We start from the raw sequence: 22,232 nt of genomic DNA, 5'->3' as shown, positions 1-22,232 counted from the left end.
ACAAAACACCCGATTCAGCAACTTAGGCAGCTTTTTTTAATCGATTTATGTCTACCAACAAAACCAACGTGACTCTAACCGGGCTGGCCAGGCGCTTCGTAGATGATGGGCTTCTTGATGAAGCCACCGCCAAGGACGCATTCCTCCAGGCTTCGCAGAATCGTATTCCACTCATCACCTACCTGACCCAGAACAACCTGGCGGATAGCTCGAAGCTTGCTTTTTCCGCAGCGATGGAGTTCGGGGTTTCAGTACTGGACCTCTCGGCATTTACGCCGGAGATGATGCCGGACAAGGTGGTGGACGAAAAGCTGATCCGCAAACACAATGCGCTTCCCTTGTATAAACGAGGGAACCGACTGTTTATTGCGGTTTCGGACCCGACCAACATCCAGGCACTGGATGAGATCAAGTTTAATACCGGCCTTAGCACAGATGCCATTCTGGTAGACGACGCAAAATTGCGGGAGGCCATCGACAAGTATCTGGAATCCCATGACACGACGATGGGCGATCTTAACGATGCTGACCTTGAAGGGGTCGAAACGGAAGGTGGCGAGCAGGAAGATGACGATGGCGCCGTAACTGCCAGCGATGTCGATGACGCTCCAATCGTAAAATATGTGAACAAGATGTTGCTTGATGCCATTCGCGGTGGCGCGTCGGATATCCACTTTGAACCTTACGAGAAGATCTACCGCGTGCGCTACCGCACGGATGGCATTCTCAAGGAAGTTTCTCGACCCTCTATCAAGCTTGCACCGAAGATCTCCGCCCGCGTGAAGATTATGTCGCAGCTCGATATTTCCGAGCGTCGAGTGCCCCAGGATGGCCGCATCAAGATGAAGCTATCCAAAACCAAGGCCATCGATTTTCGGGTGAATACGCTCCCTACTTTGTGGGGTGAAAAGATCGTGCTTCGGATTCTGGACCCGAGCCAGGCAAAACTGGGCATCGACGTGCTCGGGTACGAGGAAGACCAGAAGAAACTCTATATGGATGCCCTAGCTCAACCCCAGGGCATGATTCTGGTAACGGGCCCTACCGGTTCTGGTAAGACCGTTTCCCTTTACACCGGCCTGAACATCCTGAATACGCCGGGCATCAATATTTCCACTGCTGAAGACCCGGCGGAAATCAACCTGGAGGGCATCAACCAGGTAAACGTGAACACAAGGGTCGGGCTAGGTTTCGCGGAGGCCCTGAGAGCCTTCCTACGCCAGGACCCCGATGTGATCATGGTGGGTGAGATTCGGGATCTTGAAACGGCCAATATTGCTATCAAGGCTGCGCAGACTGGCCACCTGGTTCTTTCAACCCTGCATACCAACAGTGCAGCCGAAACACTCACCCGGATGATGAACATGGGCGTGCCTTCGTTCAACATCGCTACCTCCGTAAGCCTGATTATTGCCCAGCGCCTGGGCCGGCGGCTCTGCAATTCCTGTAAGCAAGCCTTCGATGTTCCCAAAGACGTGCTTTTGGAGGAGGGGTTCACACAGGAACAAATTGATACAGGCTTCACGTTGTACCGCCCCAAGGGCTGTGATAAATGCAATGGAGGATATAAGGGCCGCGTTGGTATCTACGAGGTGGTCAAGATTACAGACGAGCTGGCGAACATGATTATGGAAGAAGCCAGCTCCATCAAAATTGCAAAGCAGGCTCAGGCAGAAGGCTTCCGCAACTTGCGACAGTCCGCACTCATGAAAGTGATCGAGGGCGTGACAAGCCTTGAGGAAGCCAATCGCGTGACGAAGGATTAAGCATGGCAGAGAAAGCACAAAAGCTGGAATCGTACATTTGGGAAGGCAAGGACCGTAAGGGTAATAAATCCAAAGGTGAACTCACCGGTTCTAATCTTGCGCTGGTGAAAGCGCAGCTGCGCAAGCAGGGCATTATTCCAGACAAGGTGAAGAAAAAGCCCAAGCCCTTGTTCGGCGGCAGCAAGAAAATCACTCCCTTCGATATTGCCATGCTCACCCGCCAACTGGCCACAATGATGAAAGCGGGTGTGCCGCTGGTTCAGAGTTTCGATATTGTTGCCGATGGCCTTGAGAACAAGGGCCTTCAAGAACTGGTGATGGGTATTCGGAATGACATTTCTTCAGGTACGAGCTTTGCCGGCGCGCTTCGCAAGTACCCGCGGCATTTCGATGATCTCTACTGCAACCTCGTCGATTCAGGTGAGAAGGCCGGTGCACTTGAGGCCATGCTGGACCGGATCGCAACCTACCTGGAAAAGACTGAAATTTTGAAGAAGAAAGTCAAAAAAGCAATGACTTACCCTGTGGCCATTATCGTGGTCGCGATCATTGTTACGGCGATTCTTCTTGTTAAAGTCGTTCCTCAGTTCGAGAGCCTATTCCAGGGCTTCGGGGCCGAACTGCCTGTTTTCACACAGATGGTGGTTGGCTTATCTGAATGGATGCAAAGTTGGTGGTTTGTTGTTCTGCTTGGAATAGTGGGCACCATTTTCCTCTTCAAAGAAGCGAAACACCGCTCCAGAAAGTTTTCTGACCTGGTGGATAAATACGTTCTTAAACTTCCAGTTGTGGGCGAAATTCTCGACAAGGGTGCTGTTGCGAAATTTGGCCGAGTTCTTTCCACAACCTTTGCGGCCGGTGTGCCCTTGGTGGATGCTCTGGATTCTGTCGCCGGAGCTACCGGCAATGCGGTCTATCGCGACGCTATCGAGCGGATTAAGAATGATGTGGCCAGCGGCACACAACTGCAGGCATCCATGCGCCAACAGGATATCTTCCCGGTAATGGCTGTTCAGCTAACCGCTATCGGCGAGGAATCCGGTAATCTGGATGAGATGCTCGGCAAAGTGGCGGAACACTACGAGGCGGTAGTAGACGATATGGTCGATAACCTTACTGCCTTGATGGAGCCGATCATTATGTCGGTCTTGGGCGTGCTGGTAGGTGGTTTGATCATTGCCATGTACCTTCCGATCTTCCAGATGGGTCAGGTTGTGGGTTGATGCCGGCGCTAGACACATTCCTGACGACAACCTGGCTTCTTTACGTTTCCGTTATATTCTTCTCCCTCTGCATCGGCAGCTTCCTGAATGTTGTCATTCTGAGGCTGCCGAAAATGATGCACCAGGACTGGCGCTGCCAGTGCGAGGAATTCCTGGAGCTGCCTGAGAAGCAGCGTAAGGAAGAAGACCGGATTACGCTTTCCAAACCGGCTTCCACCTGCCCTTCCTGCGGCCATGGCATTCGGGCCTGGGAGAATATTCCTGTGGTCAGCTGGCTGGTTCTTCGGGGCAAATGCGCTTCGTGCAAGGCGCCTATCTCGCCCCGTTATCCGATCATTGAAGCCGTTACCGCGATTTTCTCGGTGGTGACCATTGCTGTCATCGGGCCTAACGAATCGGCGCTTTGGGCCCTTCTGCTGGTTTGGGCTCTGGTGGCCCTGACCGTGATTGATTTCGACACTCAGCTTCTGCCGGATAGCATCACCCTGCCCTTGATGTGGCTGGGCCTGGTGCTGAATTACTTTGGTGTGCTTACGGACTTCAACAGTGCTTTCTGGGGTGCAGTGGCCGGGTATCTTTCGTTGTGGTCTGTTTACTGGCTGTTCAAGCTGGTTACCGGCAAGGAAGGCATGGGGCACGGGGACTTCAAGTTGCTCGCCGCACTCGGCGCCTGGTTGGGGTGGCAGTTGTTGCCGGCGGTGATTCTGCTTTCCTCGTTGGTTGGGGCGGTTGTGGGTATCAGCCTGATGGTGTTCAAGAAGCATGGGCGCGAGGTACCGATTCCGTTTGGGCCGTATCTGGCAACTGCCGGGCTGCTCTGTTTGTGGTTCGGGACTGAGATTCAGGCGCTCTGGTACGGATTCCTCGGAGTTTAGTGGGGCGTCGGATTACGCTGCGCTAATCCGACCTACGTGGGGTTGGTTGTCGGATTACGGCTTCGCCTAATCCGACCTACTGGTAATCTGACCTACGCGGAACTTGCAGCATTTCTTTTGTAGGTCGGATTAGCGAAGCGTAATCCGACAAATAATCCTAACACGGAGTTTCAATGGCGGTTATAGGCCTCACCGGCGGGATTGGTTCCGGAAAATCCACGGTCGCTCGCCTGTTCGGCGAACTTGGCGTGCACTGGGTGGATGCCGATGATGTTGCCCGGGAGGTGGTTGAGCCCGGTACGCCAGCGCTTGCTGAGATTGCCAAGCACTTTGGGGAGGAGATTCTCACGCCCGAGGGTGCATTGGATCGTGCGCAGCTTCGCACAATTGTCTTTCAGGAGCCGGAAGAGCGAGTTTGGCTGGAGTCGCTGTTGCATCCGATCATCCGCGAGGAATTGATTCGGCAATTGAATCCGGAAAACTACCAGCTCCCCTATGTGCTTCTGGTCTCCCCTCTCCTCCTCGAGACCGATCAACACGAGCTGGTTGACCGCATTATCGTGATCGACGTGCCCAAGGACGTTCAACTTGAACGCACCATGGCTCGGGACACCAACTCCCAAGAGCAGGTTGAACGGATCATTGCGGCTCAGATGTCCCGTGAAGATCGGCTGGCGCGCGCCGATGAGGTGATTGATAATGACCGCCCTCTGGATGATGTAACGCGTCAGGTGCGGGAACTGCATGAAAGGTTGCTGGTGGAATTTGGCTGATTGGTTTTTCCGCTCTCGTTTTGCAGGTCTTGCGGCTGCACTTGTCCTGACACTCTCTTCCCCAACCTACAGCATCGAGCCGGTGTTTGAGATTCGGGAGCGCTCTGTGGCTGAGCTTCTGTCTCCGGTCCAGCTTCCGATCGGCTTTTACACGTTTGAGCCGGATGAATACTGGGCGGATCGGCGGGATTCCTACTGGCTCAAATTCAGCAACTGGGTGCTGCGGCAGGAGCGCCTTCACGGGCAGAAGATCCAGTCGGTTGGCCAGTGGGCAGACCGGACGCTTTCCGGCAGCGCCCAGAGCCTCCCCAATAATGAGAGCTATCTGCGGGTTGGCTTTGCGACGGAATCCGAATATGGAGACCCGGCACAGTTTGAGCCGGAGGCTCGATTTCGGCTGGATATCCCTACCACCGAGCGAAAGCTGCGGCTCGTTATTGAGAGCGAAAGCGAAGACCTGATTCCTCTCGGGGAGCGCCAGCGGGACCGGCAGCTTACCGAGCCGGAACGCTCCGATACGGAGGCCACGGGCGCGCTGCGTTACCTGACCCAAATTGGCGATGCCATCAATTTCTCCAACGACGTGGGTGTGCGCCTGCGGCTCCCTCCGGATGCCTTCTGGCGGGCAACGGCGGAGAAACGCTGGCGCCTGGACGACAAGTGGATTCTGAACGCTCAGCAGCGGTTTTACTACTTTCATCAGGACGGCTGGGGCGAGCGAACCTGGATTGGCGTTGGGCGCCCGGTTGGCAACGACTGGTATTTCCGCTCGTCTTCGGAACTGGAGTGGGTGCACAACGACAAGGAATTTGTGGCGGGCCAGATCTTCAGCATGCGTAAGCGCATGAATAACCGGCTGATTGTAACACCGAGGCTGGGCCTGCTTGGGGAGAGCAAACCTTCCTGGCGCACCACCTCCGCGTTTACGGATCTTACATTTCGCTACCGGCTGCACAGCAACTGGCTATACGCGGAGCTAATTCCCGCTCTGGAATTCCCTCGGGAGGAAAGTTTCAAAGACCGGGCTTCTGTGGTGTTCCGGGTGGAGATGTTTTTCTCCGGTACTATCGAGGATGATCGTTTGTAATGCCAAGACACCCCTCAAAGCCAGCGGCCGAGGCCCTTACCCTTACGCCAGTTGCCGTCACACGCTCCTGCTTTCAGGACAAGTTCGGGGTGCCTCGTCAACCGGGGCTGACCCGTCATGCCCGGGCCGACCTGATCATCCAGCCACCGTTTGACCGGGAAGATGCGTTCCGGGGGCTGGAGACCGCCAGCCACCTGTGGCTGACCTTCCAGTTTCACGAAGCTGTACGCGCTGAATGGCGGCCGGTGGTGCGCCCTCCCCGGCTGGGCGGCAACCGCAAGATGGGGGTGTTTGCCAGCCGCTCACCGTTTCGACCCAACAGTCTTGGTCTGTCGGTGGTGCGCAATGAGGGGCTGATTCGCAGAGATGGCGAACTCATACTCCGCATCAGCGATCATGACCTGATCGAAGGCACACCGATCCTCGATATCAAACCCTACCTTCCCTTTGCCGATTCCGTGCCCGAGGCCACCCTGGGCTGGGCAGATTCTCCGCCCACGGAAAGGCTGGAGGTGGTTTTTCTGCCGGAAGCGGAGACGCAGATCCGTCAGCTCTCATCGGAAGACTATCCGGAACTGCGCCCGCTGATCGAGGATGTGGTCGCATACGATCCACGCCCCTCCTTTCGCAGAGGGCGGGATGAAGAGCGCATTTACGGTGCGCATCTGTACGATCTGAACGTGCGATTTCGATTCGTGAATGATCATTCACGGAAACGTGTCGAAGTGCTGACGGTCTGTTAAACTGCTTTTGGTGATTTTGTAGTCGACACAGGGAATTTGTGCCTTGCCTTCAAAACGGCTCTTCAAACGATTGGGAATACGGCCATTGGCGGCAAGGTTGCTCGCCTACGTATTGCTGTTCAGTCTGTTTCTGTCTCTGGTGGCAACCGGCGTTCAGCTGATCGGCGAATTCGAGCGGCGGAAGACTGATCTTCTGAACGACCAGACCCGAGCCGCGGAGCTGGTTTCCGGGAGTATGAGCAACAACATCTGGCTGATGAATTTCAGCGAGGTGGCTAACAGCCTGGATGATATGAAGGCGGTACCCGCTGTCCAGTATGGCCGGGTGGTGACCAGCACTGGTGAAACATTCAGTACCGGCACCTATCCGGAGGGCCGGGTGCTTTCCCAGACTTTCCCGCTTGTGTTCGACCGTTCCAGTACCCGCAGCCCGGAGAACGTGGGTACACTGACGGTTACCTCCTCCATCGACCAGATATACACAGATCTGCGCAACCGTGCCCTGCTGAACCTGCTGTTCCAGTCCATTGTGGTCATGCTCGGCACCCTGGGGCTGCTGGTAATCGTTCGTCTGACGCTATCCCGGCACCTGGAAGCCATGGCCGATTACGCCGCCCGTCTGAACCTGGACGCGCTGGTGGACCCGCTGAAACTCAAACGCAAAAGCCGGAAAACGCCGGACGAGCTTTCGGAGCTGGAGCAGGCCCTGAACAAGATGCGCCTGCAGATCCTCGAGGACACCCGTTCCCTGCGCCAGACCACGATCCAGTCCCAGGGTGAGCGGGACGAGGCGGTGCGGGCCAACCACGCGAAGAATCAGTTCCTGGCCAATGTCAGTCACGAGCTGCGCATTCCGCTGCAATCCGTGCTGGGTTACGCCAACCTGTTGACCGACACGCCCCTGGATCAGGAGCAGCGGGAGTATGTGCAGACGCTGCTGAGTGCCTCCGAAAGCCTCTCTGCCATCATCAATGACTTACTGGATATTTCCAGCATGGAAGCCGGTAAGCTGATACTGGACGACATTCCCTTTGATCTTCGGGAAACCCTGAATGATCTGGTGCACATGCTTGGCGCCCGCGCCCGGGAAAAGGGGCTGGCGCTGGAGCTTCGAATTGACGAGAACCTGCCCTGGGCCCTGAAGGGCGATCCGGTGCGACTCCGCCAGATCCTGCTGAACCTCACCTCAAACGCCATTAAGTTTACCGATTCCGGCCATGTGCTGATCAGTATCGAGGTGCTGGGTCGCCGGGACGACAAGGCGCGCCTTCGGATCGCAGTGGAAGATACCGGTGTGGGAATTAACCCGGAAGATGTTCCCCTGGTTTACGAGCCCTATGTGCAGCTTGGCCAGCAATTCCAGCGCCAGTTACCCGGTGCCGGCCTGGGCCTGACCATCTGCCGCCAGCTGGTTGGCCTGATGGACGGCTCTATGGATCTGGAAAGCCGCCCCGGCGAGGGCTCCACTTTCTGGATGGAGCTGACCCTGCCCGTGGCCCCGGAGAACGCTGCCCGGGTTCGGCCGGACACCCGGATGGTGAAGAATCGCAGGATTCTGGTGGTGGATTCCTATGAGCTGTCCCGCAAGATCACACTGGAAATGCTGTCCCGGCACGAGGTGCACATTGAGGCGGTGAAGTCCGCCGGCGAAGCACTGACGTCCCTGCGCACGGCGTTCGATGGCCAGCAGCCCTTCGACGCGATTATCCTGGACGGTTTTGTGCCGGATATGGACAGCGACCTGCTGTGCCGGCAGATCCGTAGTAATCCGCTGTGGTCGGATATGCGCCTGCTGATTCTGTCATCCAACCCGCAAAGGGGCGATGCCGAGCATTTCCGGCAGGCCGGCGCCGATGCCTTCCTGAGCAAATCGCTGCGGGAATCCTGCCTGACTCCCATTCTTAACCAGTTGTTTGCCGATGCTGCCAAGGATGAACGGCGTTTCCTGACCCGGTTTTCCCTGCAGGCGGTTAGCGACACGGCCCGGCGCCGGGAACTTCCCTGTGGCCGCATGAAGGTGTTGCTGGTTGAGGACAATCCAGTTAACCGTACCCTGACTCGCCGACTGCTCGAGAAGCTCGGCTGCGACGTGATGACCGCCAACGACGGCGAGGCCGCAGCCAGCCTGTGGCAGTGGCATCCCTTCGATCTGGTATTCATGGATTGTGTAATGCCCCGCGTGGATGGTTTTGAGGCCACCCGCCGCCTCCGGGAGTGGGAGAAAACCCACAACCGCGTGCGAATCCCCGTGGTCGCCCTGACCGCCAGTGCCATGGAAGAAGATGAGGAACGCTGCCGCCGGTGCGGTATGGATTCTTTCGTTGCCAAGCCTGTCAATATTGAAATGCTGCGGGCAGTACTGGAACAATATTGTCAGGCGTCTGCTGCCTCCTGAAAGCTGTTTGCTTGAATCAGGGCACAGACATCCAGACACGTTTCCAAACCCCGAAGGCAACCATGAACGTTGAATGCCCAACCTGTAAAAAGTCCGTGGAATGGACCGAGACCAACCCCTGGCGCCCTTTCTGTTCCGAGCGCTGCAAACTGATCGACCTGGGGGCCTGGGCCAACGAGGAATACCGGGTACCCGCAGAGAACGCATCACCAGAGGATCTGGACCAGGGCGGCGAGACCACCCGGCACTGACCTGCGAAAAATGAAAGTTAACGGGGACTTACTGGCATTTAAGTTGAGTGGCCCGGTACACCCCGTTAACATACCGCCAATTCTGCTAAAAACGTAACAAAGGTGCACACATATGAAAGCGTCCCGGATTTCCCTGATGGTTCTCTCACTGGCTGCCGCGCCTGCCTTTGCAGGTGATGTCGACCTCAGCCTCACCAACGATTCGGTGAAAGGCCAGGTGAATTTCTTCAACACCAACAATGATGTCCAGCTTGGCACCGGCTACACCTATCACGAAGGTGGCCGCGACATCTTCAACGCAGATTTCCACGCCCAGGGCCGCACTGCTATCGGTAACCTGCCGACCACTGCCGGCATCGGTATGCGTGGCATCTTCTGGGATCAGAGCCGTGCCGACGGTGGAGCTCTGGGTCTCGGTGGTTTCGCCACCGTGAACATCCCGAATGTGCCCGGCCTGTCATTTACCGGTGGCCTGCACTACGCGCCGAGCATTCTCTCGTTCGGCGATTCCGACGATATGACCAGCCTGGAGCTGCGTGGCAGCTATCGCGTTATCCGTAACGCCGAGCTCTTTGCCGGCTACCGTTATCTGAACACCGATATCGAGAACTCCTCACGAGACGTTAACCTTGATGAAGGCGTTATGGCGGGCATGAAGATTTTCTTCTGATTCCCGGCCTTTCCGAAACGGGCCTCGTCTTGTAGGCCCGTTTCCTGTTCTCTCCATAACCCTTTCGTGCTTTTCCTCACGCTTTCCCGAGAATCCGACTGTTAGACTGTTTGCCTGTATTTTCTGCACGGATGGCCAGGCATGCGTTTCACACTCGGTTTATTGCTCTCCTCAACTCTGTTGCTCACCGCCGGATGCGGAAGTGGCGAAGACGCCATTGAGGGCGCGGCCAGCCAGCCCAACGACTTCGCTGGAAACAAGAATCCGGTTGATGATTTCAGCTCCGGTAGCACCGGCGATTCCAACAACGCCGGTGGCCTTGCCAGCAATCAAGTCCGGGTGACCATGGAAGTACCGGGTGGTGTCACCAGCGAGGGCGAGCCTACCCGCCGCAACCTGAGAATCGTACAGCCGGACAGGGTGAGTGTTTACTACACCAACCAGGCCCTGTCTGTGCTTGATGAACCCGCGATTTCCACCCGCACCGACAGCGAAGGCTTCACCATTATCGAATTCACCAACGGTCTGCCCCTGGGGCCGGATGTGATTATTGATGCCAGTTACGGCAATACCCGCATGCGTGCCCTGGCCGCCGATGCCGACCGGGATGTGAAGGTGAACCCATTTTCCGAGTATCTGGTGCGCAACACTCTCAGTAGCTACACGGCAGGTGAGTTCCAGACCATTATGGATTGCGTTGCCGATGAGGGTGGCGAGCTGTGCCTCAACAAGTATGTCTGGTCTACCCTGGCCGATCAGGTGCACGACTTTGAAATTGATATTCCTTCGAATGTTGGGCTTGGTGGTGCCCTGGATGTTCTGGAAAACCGGGGAGACTTCGCCCGGTACGTGAGCGCCATGGCCGATTACGCGGTGCTGGACGAGACCTCCTCGGGCAAGATCAGCGCCAGTTCCGCGGACTACAACTCGGTATTCCTGGGCATTGAGCTGGGGCAGACGTTTCTGGAGCCTTCCATCAGTGGGTCGGGACAATGGGGCGTTCGCACCGCACAGGAAGAGGTGCTTACGGACGTTAACGGCACCGGCTATGTTTACCCGGCCCTGACGCTCACCAGTTTCGATGCTTTCAATATCCGCGTTACATCTCTGGCAAACGATATCCCTTACGACCGGGAAGCCCTGATTCATCAGGAGGGTAACAATTTCTTCGTGCGTGGCTCCGAAGACTGGGAACGCAACACCCACTCATCCTCACCCGGGGCGGCCACATTACTGGAAGATACCCGCTTGCTGGCCGGCCGGGCACTGTTCCAGAGCATTACCGGCCGTGGCAGCTCGAAAATCATTGGCTGGACCCGCAATCCCTACTACCTGGATGCCTTCACCAGCGCTCCCGTGGATGAAACCACGGGCCCGGACCGGGTAATCACCGGCTATTTCAGTGCTGGCAAGGCTATCAAGCTGGAAGCTGACGGCGACCAGTTGCGGCGGCTGGCTACTCTGGAAGACCAGTATCTGTCGGTTCTTGAAATCAATCTGCTTCGCAAGGAAGGCTTCGACGCGGACGCTCTGAGTGGGCGCGAATACAACACCCTGTACCTCGGAACCCGGTTCAGCAGCGAGACAACGCCCCTGGCCATCGAAGCAGGCGTGGGCCAATGGCAGATTAATGGCGGCACGGTCAGCCAATCACAGAGCTTTACAACGGTGCAACGCGGTAACTCAGGCAATGTCACCACGGACCCCACCGGCACCCGAACAGAATCCTGGACCCTGAGCAACCGAACTTCGCGGCTCAGCAAAGGCGATGTGGATATTGGCCGGCTGAACCTGGACATCACCACCGCATCCGGTGATTTCTCGCAACCAGACATCGGTGTAGGCGCCAGCACACCGGACGGCACCCTGATGGCGTTCAATCTGGACGACAGCCCCCTCGGTGACGGACTTTTGATCGCGGCAGAGCAAACCGGCAACAGTGCACCCGCCACGGGTCATTTCCGGCTTCAGGGCATAGCCTTCGCCCTGTCACCGGATACAAACCGCATCCGGCATTTTGACAATGCGTTGCTGACCATTGATTCCTCCAGTGCCGCGACGCTTTCACCAGTCGCCCTGACCAGTACCCATTCCGTCGCCAACGAGACGGTTACAAAGCCGGCTCTTGAGAACCTGCCGGACATCGCCCTGACCTACAGTCAGTCCGGCGATGGCCAGGTGCAGTTCACCGCCGGGAACCTCGTACTGGAGGGCTTTCATACCGACAGCCAGGATCAGTTCTACCTGCGCTTCCGGACCACCGAAGGCAACGAGGAGCAGATCGGCCTGGTCATTGCGACCCGCCTGCCCTGACCGCAGAACCAGGGGACAAAACCCAACAGGCAGACGCTCTCGTATAACCTGTTATAATTCTTGCCATATCGACTTTAACGAGAGGTTTTATGTCTGCGGGTAAACGGGCAGTCATGCTGATGATTCCCCTGATTGCGTTTGCGATCGGGGGTGGTTTCTATACGCCTCAGGCGAACGTTGACCAGGGCAATTCTGATAACTCTGGATCCGAACCTGCATTATCCTCCCTGCCACCTTTGCCCCATTGGGCCAATGACGATCTGCCCGACTTCTCACAGTACCGGGACACCACCGAGAAAAAAGCCGCGTTCTTCTCGTTTCTATACCCACGGATTGTGCTGGCCAATTCCCGGATCCTGATTGAACGCGACTACCTGGACAGCCTTGCTGACAAGGACAAGCTGACCAGCAAAGAATACAACTGGCTGGCCCAGCAATCCGAGCGGTTAAGGGTGGACGCCGAGCCAGGCAGCGACGAGCAGTTTGCGCTTTTACGCAAGCGCCTGGACGTAATTCCTCCGTCCCTGATCCTGGCCCAGGCTGCCAACGAATCTGCCTGGGGCACCTCCCGTTTTGCGACCAAGGGCAACAATCTGTTCGGCCAATGGTGTTTTTCCAAAGGCTGCGGTCTGGTTCCCCTCAGTCGTGCCGATGGCGCCAGCCATGAGGTGGCCAAGTTCTCCTCGCCTTACCGGTCGGTTCGAGCTTACATCCAGAACCTGAACCGCCACCCCACCTACCAGCTGTTGCGGGACGTTCGGCTAAAAGACCGCCGTAACAATGCTCCTTTGTCCGGCCTGGAACTTGCTGAAGGCCTGCTCGGCTATTCCGAACGGGGCGAAGAATATATAGAAGAGATCCGGGCAATGATTCATTACAACAACCTGGAATTCTATGACGACGATTTCCGCAACGTGGTCCGTAACCTGGAGCCGGGCAGCCTTGAGCAACTGGCCTCCACGGAAGCGGCAACCGGCTTGTTGCCCCGCCAATCATCACTGACTACCAACCCGGCTGAAGGTTAGAGACCCTACCCCATGCTCGATTTTCTTCCCGCGCCGCTGAAGGGGACTTTGGCGGCCCTGCTTATCCTGTGTAACACGTTGGTGCTGTTTCCTGTTCTTCTGGTATTCGCCCTGCTTAAACTCGTGCTGCCGATTACCGCCATTCGCAAGGGCTGCACGGTGATCCTGAACAACATCGCGTGGGTCTGGATCGGATTCAACAACCTGCTGATGGATCTTCTGCACAAGGTCCACTGGGATGTGCGTGGGGTTGAAAACCTCAGCCGGGAGCACTGGTATTTTGTTACCTGCAACCACCAGAGCTGGGCCGACATTCCCGCCATTCAGTATGTGCTCAACAGCCGGATCCCCCTGCTGAAGTTCTTTCTGAAGAAACAGCTGATCTGGGTGCCGTTTCTCGGGGTTGCCTGGTGGGCACTGGACTTTCCCTTCATGCACCGCCACACCAAAGAACAGATTGCCAAACGCCCTGAGCTCAAGGGCAAGGATGTGGCGGCCACCCAGGCTGCCTGCGAAAAGTTTCGCTACACTCCGGTGACGATCTTTAACTTCATGGAGGGCACCCGGTTTACACCCGAGAAGCATGACCGCCAGAATTCACCCTTCAAGCACCTCTTGAAACCAAGAGCAGGCGGTACCGCGTTTGTACTGGGCGCCATGGGCGAGATGATCCATACCATGCTGGATGTCACTATTGTGTATCCCGACGGCCGCGCAGGCTTCTGGGATTACCTGTGTGGGCGGATCCGCAGGATTATTATTGAGGTGCGGACGCGCGAAATTCCCGCCGAGTTTTTGGGGATGGATTACGAAAACAACCGGGAGACCCGGGTCGCGTTTCAGCGCTGGGTGAGTGAGATCTGGGCCGAGAAGGATGCGAGGATTGATGAGCTTAAAGCAGCCCCAGCTCCCGGGCCCGGACAATAGCCTGAGTCCGGGATTTCACTTCCAGTTTGGCATTGATTCGGCGAGCGTGGGTTTTCACCGTGTGAAGGGATATGTGCAGTTTGTCGGCAATTTCCTGGTTTGACAGCCCCTTGGCAATCAATTCAAGCACGCCCTGCTCCCGCTCGCTGATCGGTTCCGCCAGGGTGTCAGCACCGGCTGCACTGGCCCGCAACTCGAACAGCTCGCCCAATGCCTCTTTGAAAGCACCCTCCGGCATCTGGCCAAAGCCTTTTACCATCAGTTCCTGGAGCTCACTGCGCAGTTCCCGGAAGGGACTGATGAAGTGCTCTGCCGCCGCCTCGGTAACCACGGTGGACAGGATCTTCACGGCAACCACCGGCCCCTTTTCATCCAGAACGATCACTGCCTCCAGCAAGCGCATGTGCAACTCCACGCCCCAGGGAATAGCTCCTTCGTAGCGCTCCCGGATTCCCTGAAGGGTTTCCCGGGCCCGGACAAGGTCACCACGGGCAAGATCGACCCGCACCTGCAGGCAGTCCAAAAGCCCCGGCATCATCGGGAACAGCTCCGGCACGCAGCCAGCCTCCCGATACGGGGCCAGCTTACGAACCGCCTGGTCGGCACTGTCGATCTGGTTCTGGGACAGCCAACAATTGGCTTTCAGGGCCTCGAGCACGGGTACGAACAGCGATTCGTCAACCTGCCAGGAATGCATGGTACGTTCCGCCCGGCCAATCCAGACAAAGGCATCCTCGAGCCGGCCCTGGGCACGGCACATCAACACGCGGATCGTCATTGCCAATAGCAGACCCAAATCGCGGGTCTGTTCGGCATGGCGTCCGCAGGTAACCAACAAACGGTCGGCCTCCGCTTCCCGGCCCTGGTGCCAGAGCACCAACACCAGATTCAACTGCAGCCGGGTCTCCCCAATTCGTGCGGGGCGGGAGAGCTCCTGCATGGCGGTATCTAGACCGGTGCGCAACAACTGCTCTGCGTGTTTCAGGGCGCCTTTGCCCAGTTCGATCCGGGCATGGGCGTAAACCGCCAGGGCTTCTGAACCGGAATCCCCTGCTTCCCTGGCCAGTCTCGACGCTGCGCGATTGGCTTCCCGCGCTTCCTGGAACCGACCCGCCGCACACAGGGCGCTGGAGCGTACCATCTGGGTCACCAACTGGCCCTGGGTACTGAGCTCACCTTCCGCCAGGGCCCGATCCGCCATTTCCAGGGCCGGGCCAACACTGCCCTCACCCCGCAAGATAAAGGCTCTCAGAGCACAGATGCGTGCCGCCTGTTCTTTCTGGTCAGGCTCGGCCAGGCCGTCAATCAGGGCTCGGGCCTGGCGGAACTGGCCGCCAATGGCATGAACCCAGCTATAGACAATCCTCAGCCGAACACTCCGTTCCAGCAGTTGTACCGGCAGACTCTTGCGAAGGCGAAGAAGTGACGCGGTATCCTGCCCCAGTAACAAAGCCTCTGACCCTTCCGAAGCAATGCGGATAACTTCCTCGGCATCGCCAGCCAATAGTGCGTATTTGAGCGCTTCCGGGAACTGGTCGCGAATGCCAAACCACCGACTCGCCTGCAGCATTCGCTCGGAATAGCCCGCCATTACCGGTGACTTCAACCATTCCTGCAACAAAGGATTAATACGGTACCAACGCCCACGACCCGGCATGGACTTCAGCGGCAGCCCACGCTCAACAGCCTGGGAGGGAACGAAACCGGTTTCCGGGAGGAGCGGCTCAAGCGCCAGAAACAATTCATCGGAACAAAGCTCAAGTTCGGCAATGCCTCGCATCGAACGCATCTGGCCGGGTGTCAGGTTGCCAAGGACCGATTCCTTGAGAAATCGTTCAACGCTTGGTGTTTCCTGAATCGGTTTCCTTTCAATATTCTGGTAGACCTCTCGGCGATAAAGGGCCAACGGCGTCGCCCAGCCCTCGGTCATGTCATAGAGATTGTCGACAGCAACACTGGTGAGTTCGCTGTTTGTCGTGGCCGACCGAAAAAACTCGAAGGTTTCCGAACGGGAGAACTCGAGCGCTTCTGGCCCTATGCGGATGAACCGATTTTCCAGCTCGAGACTGTGTGTTTCGAAAGGCAGTGCCTTGCGCGATATCAGTACAATGGATGAGCCTGCCGGAAAATCAGTAACCAGTTGCTGAAGCAGATCCACAACAGCGGGGTTGCTGAGGTTCTGGAGGTTGTCCAGCACCAGTACCCGAGGCTGACCGGAGTTCTTGCGGGCCAGCGCAACTTGCATCATCGACAGGGTATCCGAGAAGGTCGCACCACTCTGCAAGCCCTGTTCAGGGGTTTCTGGCAGGTCCAGGGCGATGGCAAGCAAGGTCAGAAAGCGGGAGGGCGCATTATCCTGGGAGTTAAGGGCAACCCACCGAACCTGATCAGCGGTCATGTCTGCGCTGCCCAAGGCATTGACCACGGCGTGGGATTTTCCGTAGCCACAGGGCGCCTCTACAAACAGAACGCTCCTGGACGTCAGTGCTTCAGAAATCTTGCCATCAAGCCTCGGCCGGGCCAGTGAATCAGATGGAACCGGGGGGATTTGAACCCGCTGTCTGAGAAGATCCCTGACCAGCTCACCTCGCTGAAGACCACTATTCGCCGACTGAAATTCATCGTTGGCTGCACAGCCATCATTGAATGGTTTCACGCACTGCCCCATTTAACTCCGGCCTGAACTGCCTCGCACCGCCGGAAAAGTGGATCTCGCTAACGCTTTTTATCGGCGACCAGCATCGGGTACGCCTTTAGTATGATAGGAAGGTTAAACCAATTGAGGGGTGGGCTGCAAAATTTTGACGTGAAAGGGTTTTCTCAGGTGTAAAAAAAACGGCGGGCCCAGAGGCCCGCCGTTTTTGAGTCTTCTGAAGAACGCTTACCGGGTACCCGCGCGGCGCAGTGCGGCCGGCGTGTAATCCCTGGAGCGACGCTCAACACCGAACTCGTACGGGTTGGACTCTTCGTTGGTCAGACCAAGCGCGAGGTAACGGCCAGAGAGCAGGTCGTACAGGGTCTCAATGGCGTACCAGGGCACGTTCTGATCATAGAACTGCATGTTGTGGGCTTCGGCTACGCGCCAGAGTTCGCCACGACCGTCATAGTGATCAATGACGGATGCCTGCCAGGAGTCTTCATCAATGTAGAAGTCACGCTGTGCGTAGATGTGACGGGCGCCATCTTTCAGGGTTGCCCGCACGTGCCATACACGGTGCAGCTCGTAACGGGTGTAGTCCTGATTGATGTGACCAGCCTTGATGATCTGGTCATAACTCAGGCTGCGATCAGTCAGCTTGTAGGAGTTGTACGGAATGTACATTTCCTTTTTGCCGACCAGCTCCCAGTTATAGCGGTCAGGGGCACCGTTGAACATGTCGAAGTTGTCCGAGGTACGCATACCGTCAGACGCGGTACCCGGTCCGTCATAGGCAACCTGTGGCGCGCGGCGAACACGACGCTGACCGGCGTTGTATACCCAGGCACGGCGGGGCTCAGCAACCTGGTCGATGGTCTCGTGTACCAGCAGGACGTTACCCGCCAGACGTGCCGGCGCGGTAATGGCCTGTTTGAAGTAGAACAGTACGTTCGGATCCATGCCCGGCTCAAAATCAGACAGGTAGGTACGCCAGGTCAGCTCGTCCTGGAATTTCACGACTGAAAACTGGCCACCCTCAGTGGGGGTTACCTGACCAACGTTACGCTGCACAGAACCGCCGCGGTAGCGGGTAATGTGGTTCCAGATCGCTTCCAGACCGTTCTGGGGAATCGGGAACGGAGTGGCGGACTGATAGTTGCCCAGACCGTTACCATCCTTGATCAGCTCAACCGTGGTTGCGTTCTCAACGGTCTGCTCCATCACATCTTCAGGATAGGCGGCGGTACGATGGGTTTCATACACTGGCATGAAGTAGTCGTCGTAACGCTTGATCATGGCAACCTGACCCGGGGACAGATTGTCCTTGTATTGCTCGACGTTGCTCTGATCGATGGTGAATTTTGGCTGCTCATCCGCGAACGGATTCACATAGATGCCATCCCCTTTGTAACCAGCCGGCGGAGTCGTCAGACCACCTGTCCAGGCAGGAATCGCACCGCCGTTACCGGCTTTTTCTGCGCCCATCGGTGTCAGCGAGTTACCCAGCTTGGCCGCTTCTTCAGCAGAAACCGCACCCCAGGCCTGGCCGGCAAACATGCTCGCTGCCAGTACGCCCGTGGCCAGTAGTTTCTTGTTCAGTTTCATTTAAATTCCCTCGTTCAACGAATTCTTTCCGGGTTCAGAATGAGTACGAAACGCTAGCACTCACGAAATCGCGGTCAGTCAACTCGTTATACGGCTTGCCGCCGAAAAAGTTTGTGTAACCGATCTCACCGGTAATCTTGTTCTGGTACACCGCTTCCAGCGAAAGACCAATGGCCTTGCTGCCTTCATTGAAAGCACCGCCAGGTTGCGGGCTGTAACCCTGCACGTCGTGGCTCCACGCCAGCTGCGGTGAGAGGTTCACGCCGGCAAGCGCGTTCGGGTAACTCCATACCAGCCGGGTACGGTAACCCCAGGAGAAGTCAGTTGTGAAGCCTTCGTTGTTACAGTAGTTGGTGTTGATGTTCAAAGCCGCTCCGGTTGAGCCACTGCCATCACAGGCGCCACCTGGCAACTGGCCAATACCAAAGGTGCCGGATCTGCCGTAACGGGCTGTGTCGTAATCCGGGAGGTCATGAACGTAAGTTGCACCAAACTCGGTAATCAGAGAAAGACGGCTCGCGCCCATCACCTGATCGAAGAACTTGATCAGTGTGAACTGTGCCTGAGAGACGCCGTACTCATCCCAACCTCTTACCGCTTCGCCGTTAAGAGACGCTCCACCGGCTTCCGCTTCGCGAATAACCTGCAACTGACTGGCTGGGAGCCCGGTCTCCGGGTTCACGACTTCGTTACCGCCATACAGAAGTTCGAAAGCGTTCCACTGCAGGGGCATCTTGTCACGGTAGGAGTACTCTGCACCCAGCGACCAGCCACCCGGGGTGGTGGTGTTGATGCTCACACCGTAAAGGTTGATGTTTTCCGGGTACTCAATGAAGTACAGGGGCAGGTTCTGGCCATTGGCCGGATCCCGCACAATACCGCTCACGTATGGCAGACGGCTGTTGTACTTGATGTAGTAGAAGCCAAGCTCGGAATCGTTCAACTGCGGCACATACCAGCGCAGAGCAACACCGAACTGGTCTTTGGAATCCGCCTCACGATCGCCTACCCGATCCGATACCAGGCCCTGGGCAAGCGCCTGGGAATCCGGCAATTGGCCAGCAAGGAGTACCGGGCCACAGCCGTCAGGGGCGAAATCGTTGGTGGAGAAGAAGGTGCCGCAATCGTCTGGACGGATGGGCTCCCAATCTGCCTGAACAAAGGTCTCTACCGTGACGTTCTCGGTAACACCGGCGGACATGTAGAACATTTCAACCGGCAGCAGAGCGTCTTTCAGCTCGGAACCCGGTGCGCGGAAGGCGGGGACGTCCACAGGGTTGATGACGTTAATGCCACCCTGAATAAAGGTACTTTCACCCCAACTTACTACCTGCTTGCCGTAGCGAAGGCTCACAGGGACGTTGCCAAAATACCAGTCAGAGAAGATGTAGGCGTCAAGAATCTCACCACCGGACGCATTGTCCTTGGCCTCGGGGTTCAGCTCGCGCTGTTGGCCAACGTAATCTACGGCCCTGCTCTCGTCTTTGAGCTCGAAGTCGTACCAGTAACGACCACGCAGAAGACCGCCGACCCGGGTCAGATAGGGGTTATCGACGTAATAATTGAGGTAAAGTTCACTGTTGCCTTTGACGATCTTGGAGTAGGTGTCTCCGCTCTCGAAGTTGAGGTTACCGTCGTCGTAGTTGTTCGTGGAGGCGCCAATGTTTTCCAGCGCTCCGCCCGGCGCGTACTCAGGACCGAGGTTACCCTGGGCGATCAGTCGCTTGTCCCGATCTTCAACTCGCCAACCTGCACCCGCAGACAGCGTGGTGTTGAACTGGGCTTCCACATCACCCACATAAAACGAATAGGCGGTTGCCTGACCGGACATACCGGCTGCCACTGCCACGGCCAGCGGTAATTTTGTCCAACGCTGCCATTGATGTGTTTTTCTTGTCATTGGAAGGCTACTCCATTGTTGTTCTGAGTCGCTGCTCTGATTATTGGTGTTCACGATGTATTGGAGGCTTCATGCACAGTGCTCGTGATGTTGGCACTATAGCTAACGCCTTCGGGCGCTTTGATCAGTCAAAAGTATGATTTTGCTCTCACACCTCTATTACCGCCGCTTGCTGCCGGGTTTCTTCGCACAGAATCACTATAGACAACAAATTTGGATGCAACCACTTTGGTTTTGGTGGTTTTTTTTCGTTTTAACCGTGGGAGCAAGCACTGCCGCCGGGGTGGGGCTTCCGGGAACCGCTACGAGCACATCCATGTGCGCTTGGCGTCGGCCATCCATGGCCGCCGACATTCCCGGGAAGAGCCCCCCGACGGCAGCGCCCGTAGCTAAATCGAAGGCCGCGAGCCCTACCTCGTCAAATCCGGACGAAACGTCCACTTCTGCTTCCAGAACTTCGAAATGCATTCCCAAGGTACGACGATAAGGGGCGACAGCCTTTCTGAAACTGTCGGCAGCAGGGATGCTGCCGTCAAGCCTACAGGGACGTATTCACGGCGTGTTTCAGAAAGGCTGTCGCCCCTTATCGAAGCACCGAAGCAAAGAGCTAACCGAAGCCGGATCAGAGCATCTCGATTGCCATGGCGGTCGCTTCACCACCACCAATGCATAGGGCTGCGATGCCTTTCTTTTTGCCGTAGCGCTGAAGGGCGTACATGAGCGTTACCAGCAGGCGGGAGCCGGTGGAGCCGACCGGGTGGCCCTGTGCGCATGCGCCGCCGTGGATGTTGACTTTCTCGGGGTCCAGGCCGAGTTCACGGATGGGCATCATGGCGACCATGGCGAAGGCTTCGTTGATCTCGAAGAGGTCTACGTCATCTTTGCTCCAGCCGGTCTTGCCGAACAGGGTTTCGATGGCGCCAACCGGGGCGCAGGTGAACTCGGAAGGATGCTGGGACTGGGTGCTGTGGCCAACGATGCGGGCGAGTGGCTTGAGGCCGCGTTTTTCAGCTTCGGACTCGCGCATCAGGAGCAGCGCAGAAGCGCCGTCGGAGATTGATGAGGCGTTGGCGGCTGTAACCGTGCCGTCTTTGGCAAAGGCCGGGCGCAGGCTCGGGATCTTTTCGATGTTGGCGTTGTGGGGTTGCTCGTCGTCTTCGACAACTACGTCACCTTTGCGGCTTTTTACGGTTACGGGGACGATTTCGTCCTTCAGCAGGCCTTCTTCAATTGCTTTCTTGGCCCGCGTGAGGGAGGTGATGGCGTACTCGTCCATTTCTTCCCGGGTGTAGCCTTTCTTGTCGGCCATTTCCTGGGCGAAGGCGCCCATCAGGCGACCGGTTTCGGCGTCTTCCAGGCCGTCCAGGAACATGTGATCCTGGGGTGCCTGGCCAGGCCCCATGCGGTAGCCACTGCGAACACCCTGCAGGATGTAAGGGGCGTTGGACATGCTCTCCATACCGCCAGCAACCATGATGTCGTTGCTTCCGGCTTTGATCAGGTCGCGGGCGAACATGGCGGCTTTCATGCCGGAGCCGCAGAGTTTGTTGATGGTAGTTGCGCCGGTGTGATCCGGAAGACCGGCCTTGCGCATGGCCTGGCGTGCCGGGCCCTGCTTGAGGCCGGCGGGCAGAACGTTACCCATGATGACTTCCTGCACATCCGCAGGCTGCAGACCCGCGCGTTTTACAGCTTCAGCGATGGTAAGGGCGCCCAGGTCGGTGGCGCTGACACTGGCCAGGCTACCCTGGAATCCGCCCATGGGGGTGCGGACACCGCTTACGATGACGACGTTGTCTGTGCTCATTTCTGAATCTCTCTGTTGGTTGTCTGGTAGTTTTTTCGTCGGATTACGCTTTGCTAATCTGACCTACTCTTGGGTGACTTCTTTCCTGTCGGGTTTGTCGGGTTGCGCTTTGCTAATTCGACCTACTCTTGGGTGGCTTCTTTCCGCTTGGGTTTGTCGGGTTACGCTTTGCTAACCCGACCTACTTGGGGCAAGTTCTGGTAGGTCGGATTAGCGAAGCGTAATCCGACGCGC

The 22,232-nt window shown here is 57.0% G+C and carries 16 protein-coding genes; 12 read left to right on the top strand and 4 right to left on the bottom strand.

All coding sequences use genetic code 11. From position 1 onward, the window contains the following. The first annotated feature begins 47 nt into the window (after positions 1–47). From pilB to KEHDKFFH_RS01295, 12 genes are all read left to right on the top strand, one after another. A complete protein-coding gene (pilB, locus tag KEHDKFFH_RS01350) occupies positions 48–1,766 on the top strand; it encodes a type IV-A pilus assembly ATPase PilB (RefSeq protein WP_104320251.1) in 1,719 nt (572 codons plus the stop codon). Between the two features lie 2 nt (positions 1,767–1,768). After that, positions 1,769–2,989 (top strand): type II secretion system F family protein, encoded by a 1,221-nt coding sequence (locus KEHDKFFH_RS01345; protein WP_064228717.1) that lies wholly within the window; start codon positions 1,769–1,771, stop codon positions 2,987–2,989. Next, positions 2,989–3,864, top strand: coding sequence for a prepilin peptidase (locus KEHDKFFH_RS01340; protein ID WP_104320250.1), 876 nt, complete (start codon positions 2,989–2,991; stop codon positions 3,862–3,864). The genes KEHDKFFH_RS01345 and KEHDKFFH_RS01340 overlap by 1 nt, the downstream gene beginning before the upstream one ends. A gap of 173 nt (positions 3,865–4,037) precedes the next feature. Further along, a complete protein-coding gene (gene coaE / locus KEHDKFFH_RS01335; protein WP_104320249.1) occupies positions 4,038–4,637 on the top strand; it encodes a dephospho-CoA kinase in 600 nt (199 codons plus the stop codon). Continuing rightward, positions 4,630–5,724: a hypothetical protein gene (locus tag KEHDKFFH_RS01330; RefSeq protein ID WP_104320248.1), complete on the top strand. Its 1,095-nt coding sequence runs from the start codon at positions 4,630–4,632 to the stop codon at positions 5,722–5,724. Before coaE ends, KEHDKFFH_RS01330 begins: the two co-directional genes overlap by 8 nt. Continuing rightward, entirely contained in the window at positions 5,724–6,467 is a 744-nt protein-coding gene (tsaA, locus tag KEHDKFFH_RS01325; RefSeq protein ID WP_104320247.1) for a tRNA (N6-threonylcarbamoyladenosine(37)-N6)-methyltransferase TrmO, read from the top strand. Before KEHDKFFH_RS01330 ends, tsaA begins: the two co-directional genes overlap by 1 nt. Before the next feature lie 43 nt (positions 6,468–6,510). Beyond that, positions 6,511–8,862: a response regulator gene (locus tag KEHDKFFH_RS01320; RefSeq protein WP_104320246.1), complete on the top strand. Its 2,352-nt coding sequence runs from the start codon at positions 6,511–6,513 to the stop codon at positions 8,860–8,862. Positions 8,863–8,924: 62 nt separating this feature from the next. Next, entirely contained in the window at positions 8,925–9,113 is a 189-nt protein-coding gene (gene yacG / locus KEHDKFFH_RS01315; RefSeq protein WP_008170214.1) for a DNA gyrase inhibitor YacG, read from the top strand. 112 nt (positions 9,114–9,225) lie between these two features. Beyond that, the gene (locus tag KEHDKFFH_RS01310; RefSeq protein ID WP_064228712.1) at positions 9,226–9,783 is read left to right on the top strand and encodes a YfaZ family outer membrane protein; all 558 of its coding nucleotides are present in this window, start codon (positions 9,226–9,228) and stop codon (positions 9,781–9,783) included. A gap of 141 nt (positions 9,784–9,924) precedes the next feature. After that, a complete protein-coding gene (locus tag KEHDKFFH_RS01305) occupies positions 9,925–12,096 on the top strand; it encodes a hypothetical protein (RefSeq protein ID WP_104320245.1) in 2,172 nt (723 codons plus the stop codon). A gap of 89 nt (positions 12,097–12,185) precedes the next feature. After that, the gene (locus KEHDKFFH_RS01300) at positions 12,186–13,121 is read left to right on the top strand and encodes a glucosaminidase domain-containing protein (RefSeq protein WP_064228710.1); all 936 of its coding nucleotides are present in this window, start codon (positions 12,186–12,188) and stop codon (positions 13,119–13,121) included. Positions 13,122–13,133: 12 nt separating this feature from the next. Then, a complete protein-coding gene (locus KEHDKFFH_RS01295; protein WP_104320244.1) occupies positions 13,134–14,048 on the top strand; it encodes an acyltransferase in 915 nt (304 codons plus the stop codon). Here KEHDKFFH_RS01295 and KEHDKFFH_RS01290 read toward each other — a convergent pair. The 4 genes from KEHDKFFH_RS01290 to KEHDKFFH_RS01270 all read right to left on the bottom strand — a co-directional run bounded on the left by KEHDKFFH_RS01290 (position 14,014) and on the right by KEHDKFFH_RS01270 (position 21,998). After that, the gene (locus tag KEHDKFFH_RS01290; protein WP_104320243.1) at positions 14,014–16,716 is read right to left on the bottom strand and encodes a LuxR C-terminal-related transcriptional regulator; all 2,703 of its coding nucleotides are present in this window, start codon (positions 16,714–16,716) and stop codon (positions 14,014–14,016) included. The two genes, KEHDKFFH_RS01295 and KEHDKFFH_RS01290, sit on opposite strands and share 35 nt — an antisense overlap. A 213-nt stretch (positions 16,717–16,929) precedes the next feature. Next, on the bottom strand, positions 16,930–18,291 hold the full coding sequence (locus KEHDKFFH_RS01285) for a DUF1329 domain-containing protein (RefSeq protein WP_104320242.1): 1,362 nt from the start codon (positions 18,289–18,291) through the stop codon (positions 16,930–16,932). Positions 18,292–18,325: 34 nt separating this feature from the next. Further along, positions 18,326–20,191 (bottom strand): DUF1302 domain-containing protein, encoded by a 1,866-nt coding sequence (locus KEHDKFFH_RS01280; RefSeq protein ID WP_104320241.1) that lies wholly within the window; start codon positions 20,189–20,191, stop codon positions 18,326–18,328. A 622-nt stretch (positions 20,192–20,813) separates the two neighbouring features. Beyond that, positions 20,814–21,998: a thiolase family protein gene (locus KEHDKFFH_RS01270; protein WP_104320239.1), complete on the bottom strand. Its 1,185-nt coding sequence runs from the start codon at positions 21,996–21,998 to the stop codon at positions 20,814–20,816. Positions 21,999–22,232 lie beyond the last annotated feature (234 nt).

This window comes from Marinobacter maroccanus, assembly GCF_002933275.1.
Taxonomy (GTDB): domain Bacteria; phylum Pseudomonadota; class Gammaproteobacteria; order Pseudomonadales; family Oleiphilaceae; genus Marinobacter; species Marinobacter maroccanus.
Note: the sequence above shows the minus strand (reverse complement) of the source record. Positions and strands in the feature narration are given on the sequence as shown.

Bases quoted from the DNA above. Each gene is read 5' to 3' on its own strand.
- KEHDKFFH_RS01290 (WP_104320243.1), bottom strand. From the start codon at position 16,716: ATGGGGCAGTGCGTGAAACCATTCAATGATGGCTGTGCAGCCAACGAT.
- KEHDKFFH_RS01295 (WP_104320244.1), top strand. From the start codon at position 13,134: ATGCTCGATTTTCTTCCCGCGCCGCTGAAGGGGACTTTGGCGGCCCTG.
- KEHDKFFH_RS01280 (WP_104320241.1), bottom strand. From the start codon at position 20,191: ATGACAAGAAAAACACATCAATGGCAGCGTTGGACAAAATTACCGCTG.
- yacG (WP_008170214.1), top strand. From the start codon at position 8,925: ATGAACGTTGAATGCCCAACCTGTAAAAAGTCCGTGGAATGGACCGAG.
- KEHDKFFH_RS01300 (WP_064228710.1), top strand. From the start codon at position 12,186: ATGTCTGCGGGTAAACGGGCAGTCATGCTGATGATTCCCCTGATTGCG.
- KEHDKFFH_RS01310 (WP_064228712.1), top strand. From the start codon at position 9,226: ATGAAAGCGTCCCGGATTTCCCTGATGGTTCTCTCACTGGCTGCCGCG.
- KEHDKFFH_RS01270 (WP_104320239.1), bottom strand. From the start codon at position 21,998: ATGAGCACAGACAACGTCGTCATCGTAAGCGGTGTCCGCACCCCCATG.
- KEHDKFFH_RS01305 (WP_104320245.1), top strand. From the start codon at position 9,925: ATGCGTTTCACACTCGGTTTATTGCTCTCCTCAACTCTGTTGCTCACC.
- tsaA (WP_104320247.1), top strand. From the start codon at position 5,724: ATGCCAAGACACCCCTCAAAGCCAGCGGCCGAGGCCCTTACCCTTACG.
- coaE (WP_104320249.1), top strand. From the start codon at position 4,038: ATGGCGGTTATAGGCCTCACCGGCGGGATTGGTTCCGGAAAATCCACG.
- KEHDKFFH_RS01340 (WP_104320250.1), top strand. From the start codon at position 2,989: ATGCCGGCGCTAGACACATTCCTGACGACAACCTGGCTTCTTTACGTT.
- pilB (WP_104320251.1), top strand. From the start codon at position 48: ATGTCTACCAACAAAACCAACGTGACTCTAACCGGGCTGGCCAGGCGC.
- KEHDKFFH_RS01285 (WP_104320242.1), bottom strand. From the start codon at position 18,291: ATGAAACTGAACAAGAAACTACTGGCCACGGGCGTACTGGCAGCGAGC.
- KEHDKFFH_RS01345 (WP_064228717.1), top strand. From the start codon at position 1,769: ATGGCAGAGAAAGCACAAAAGCTGGAATCGTACATTTGGGAAGGCAAG.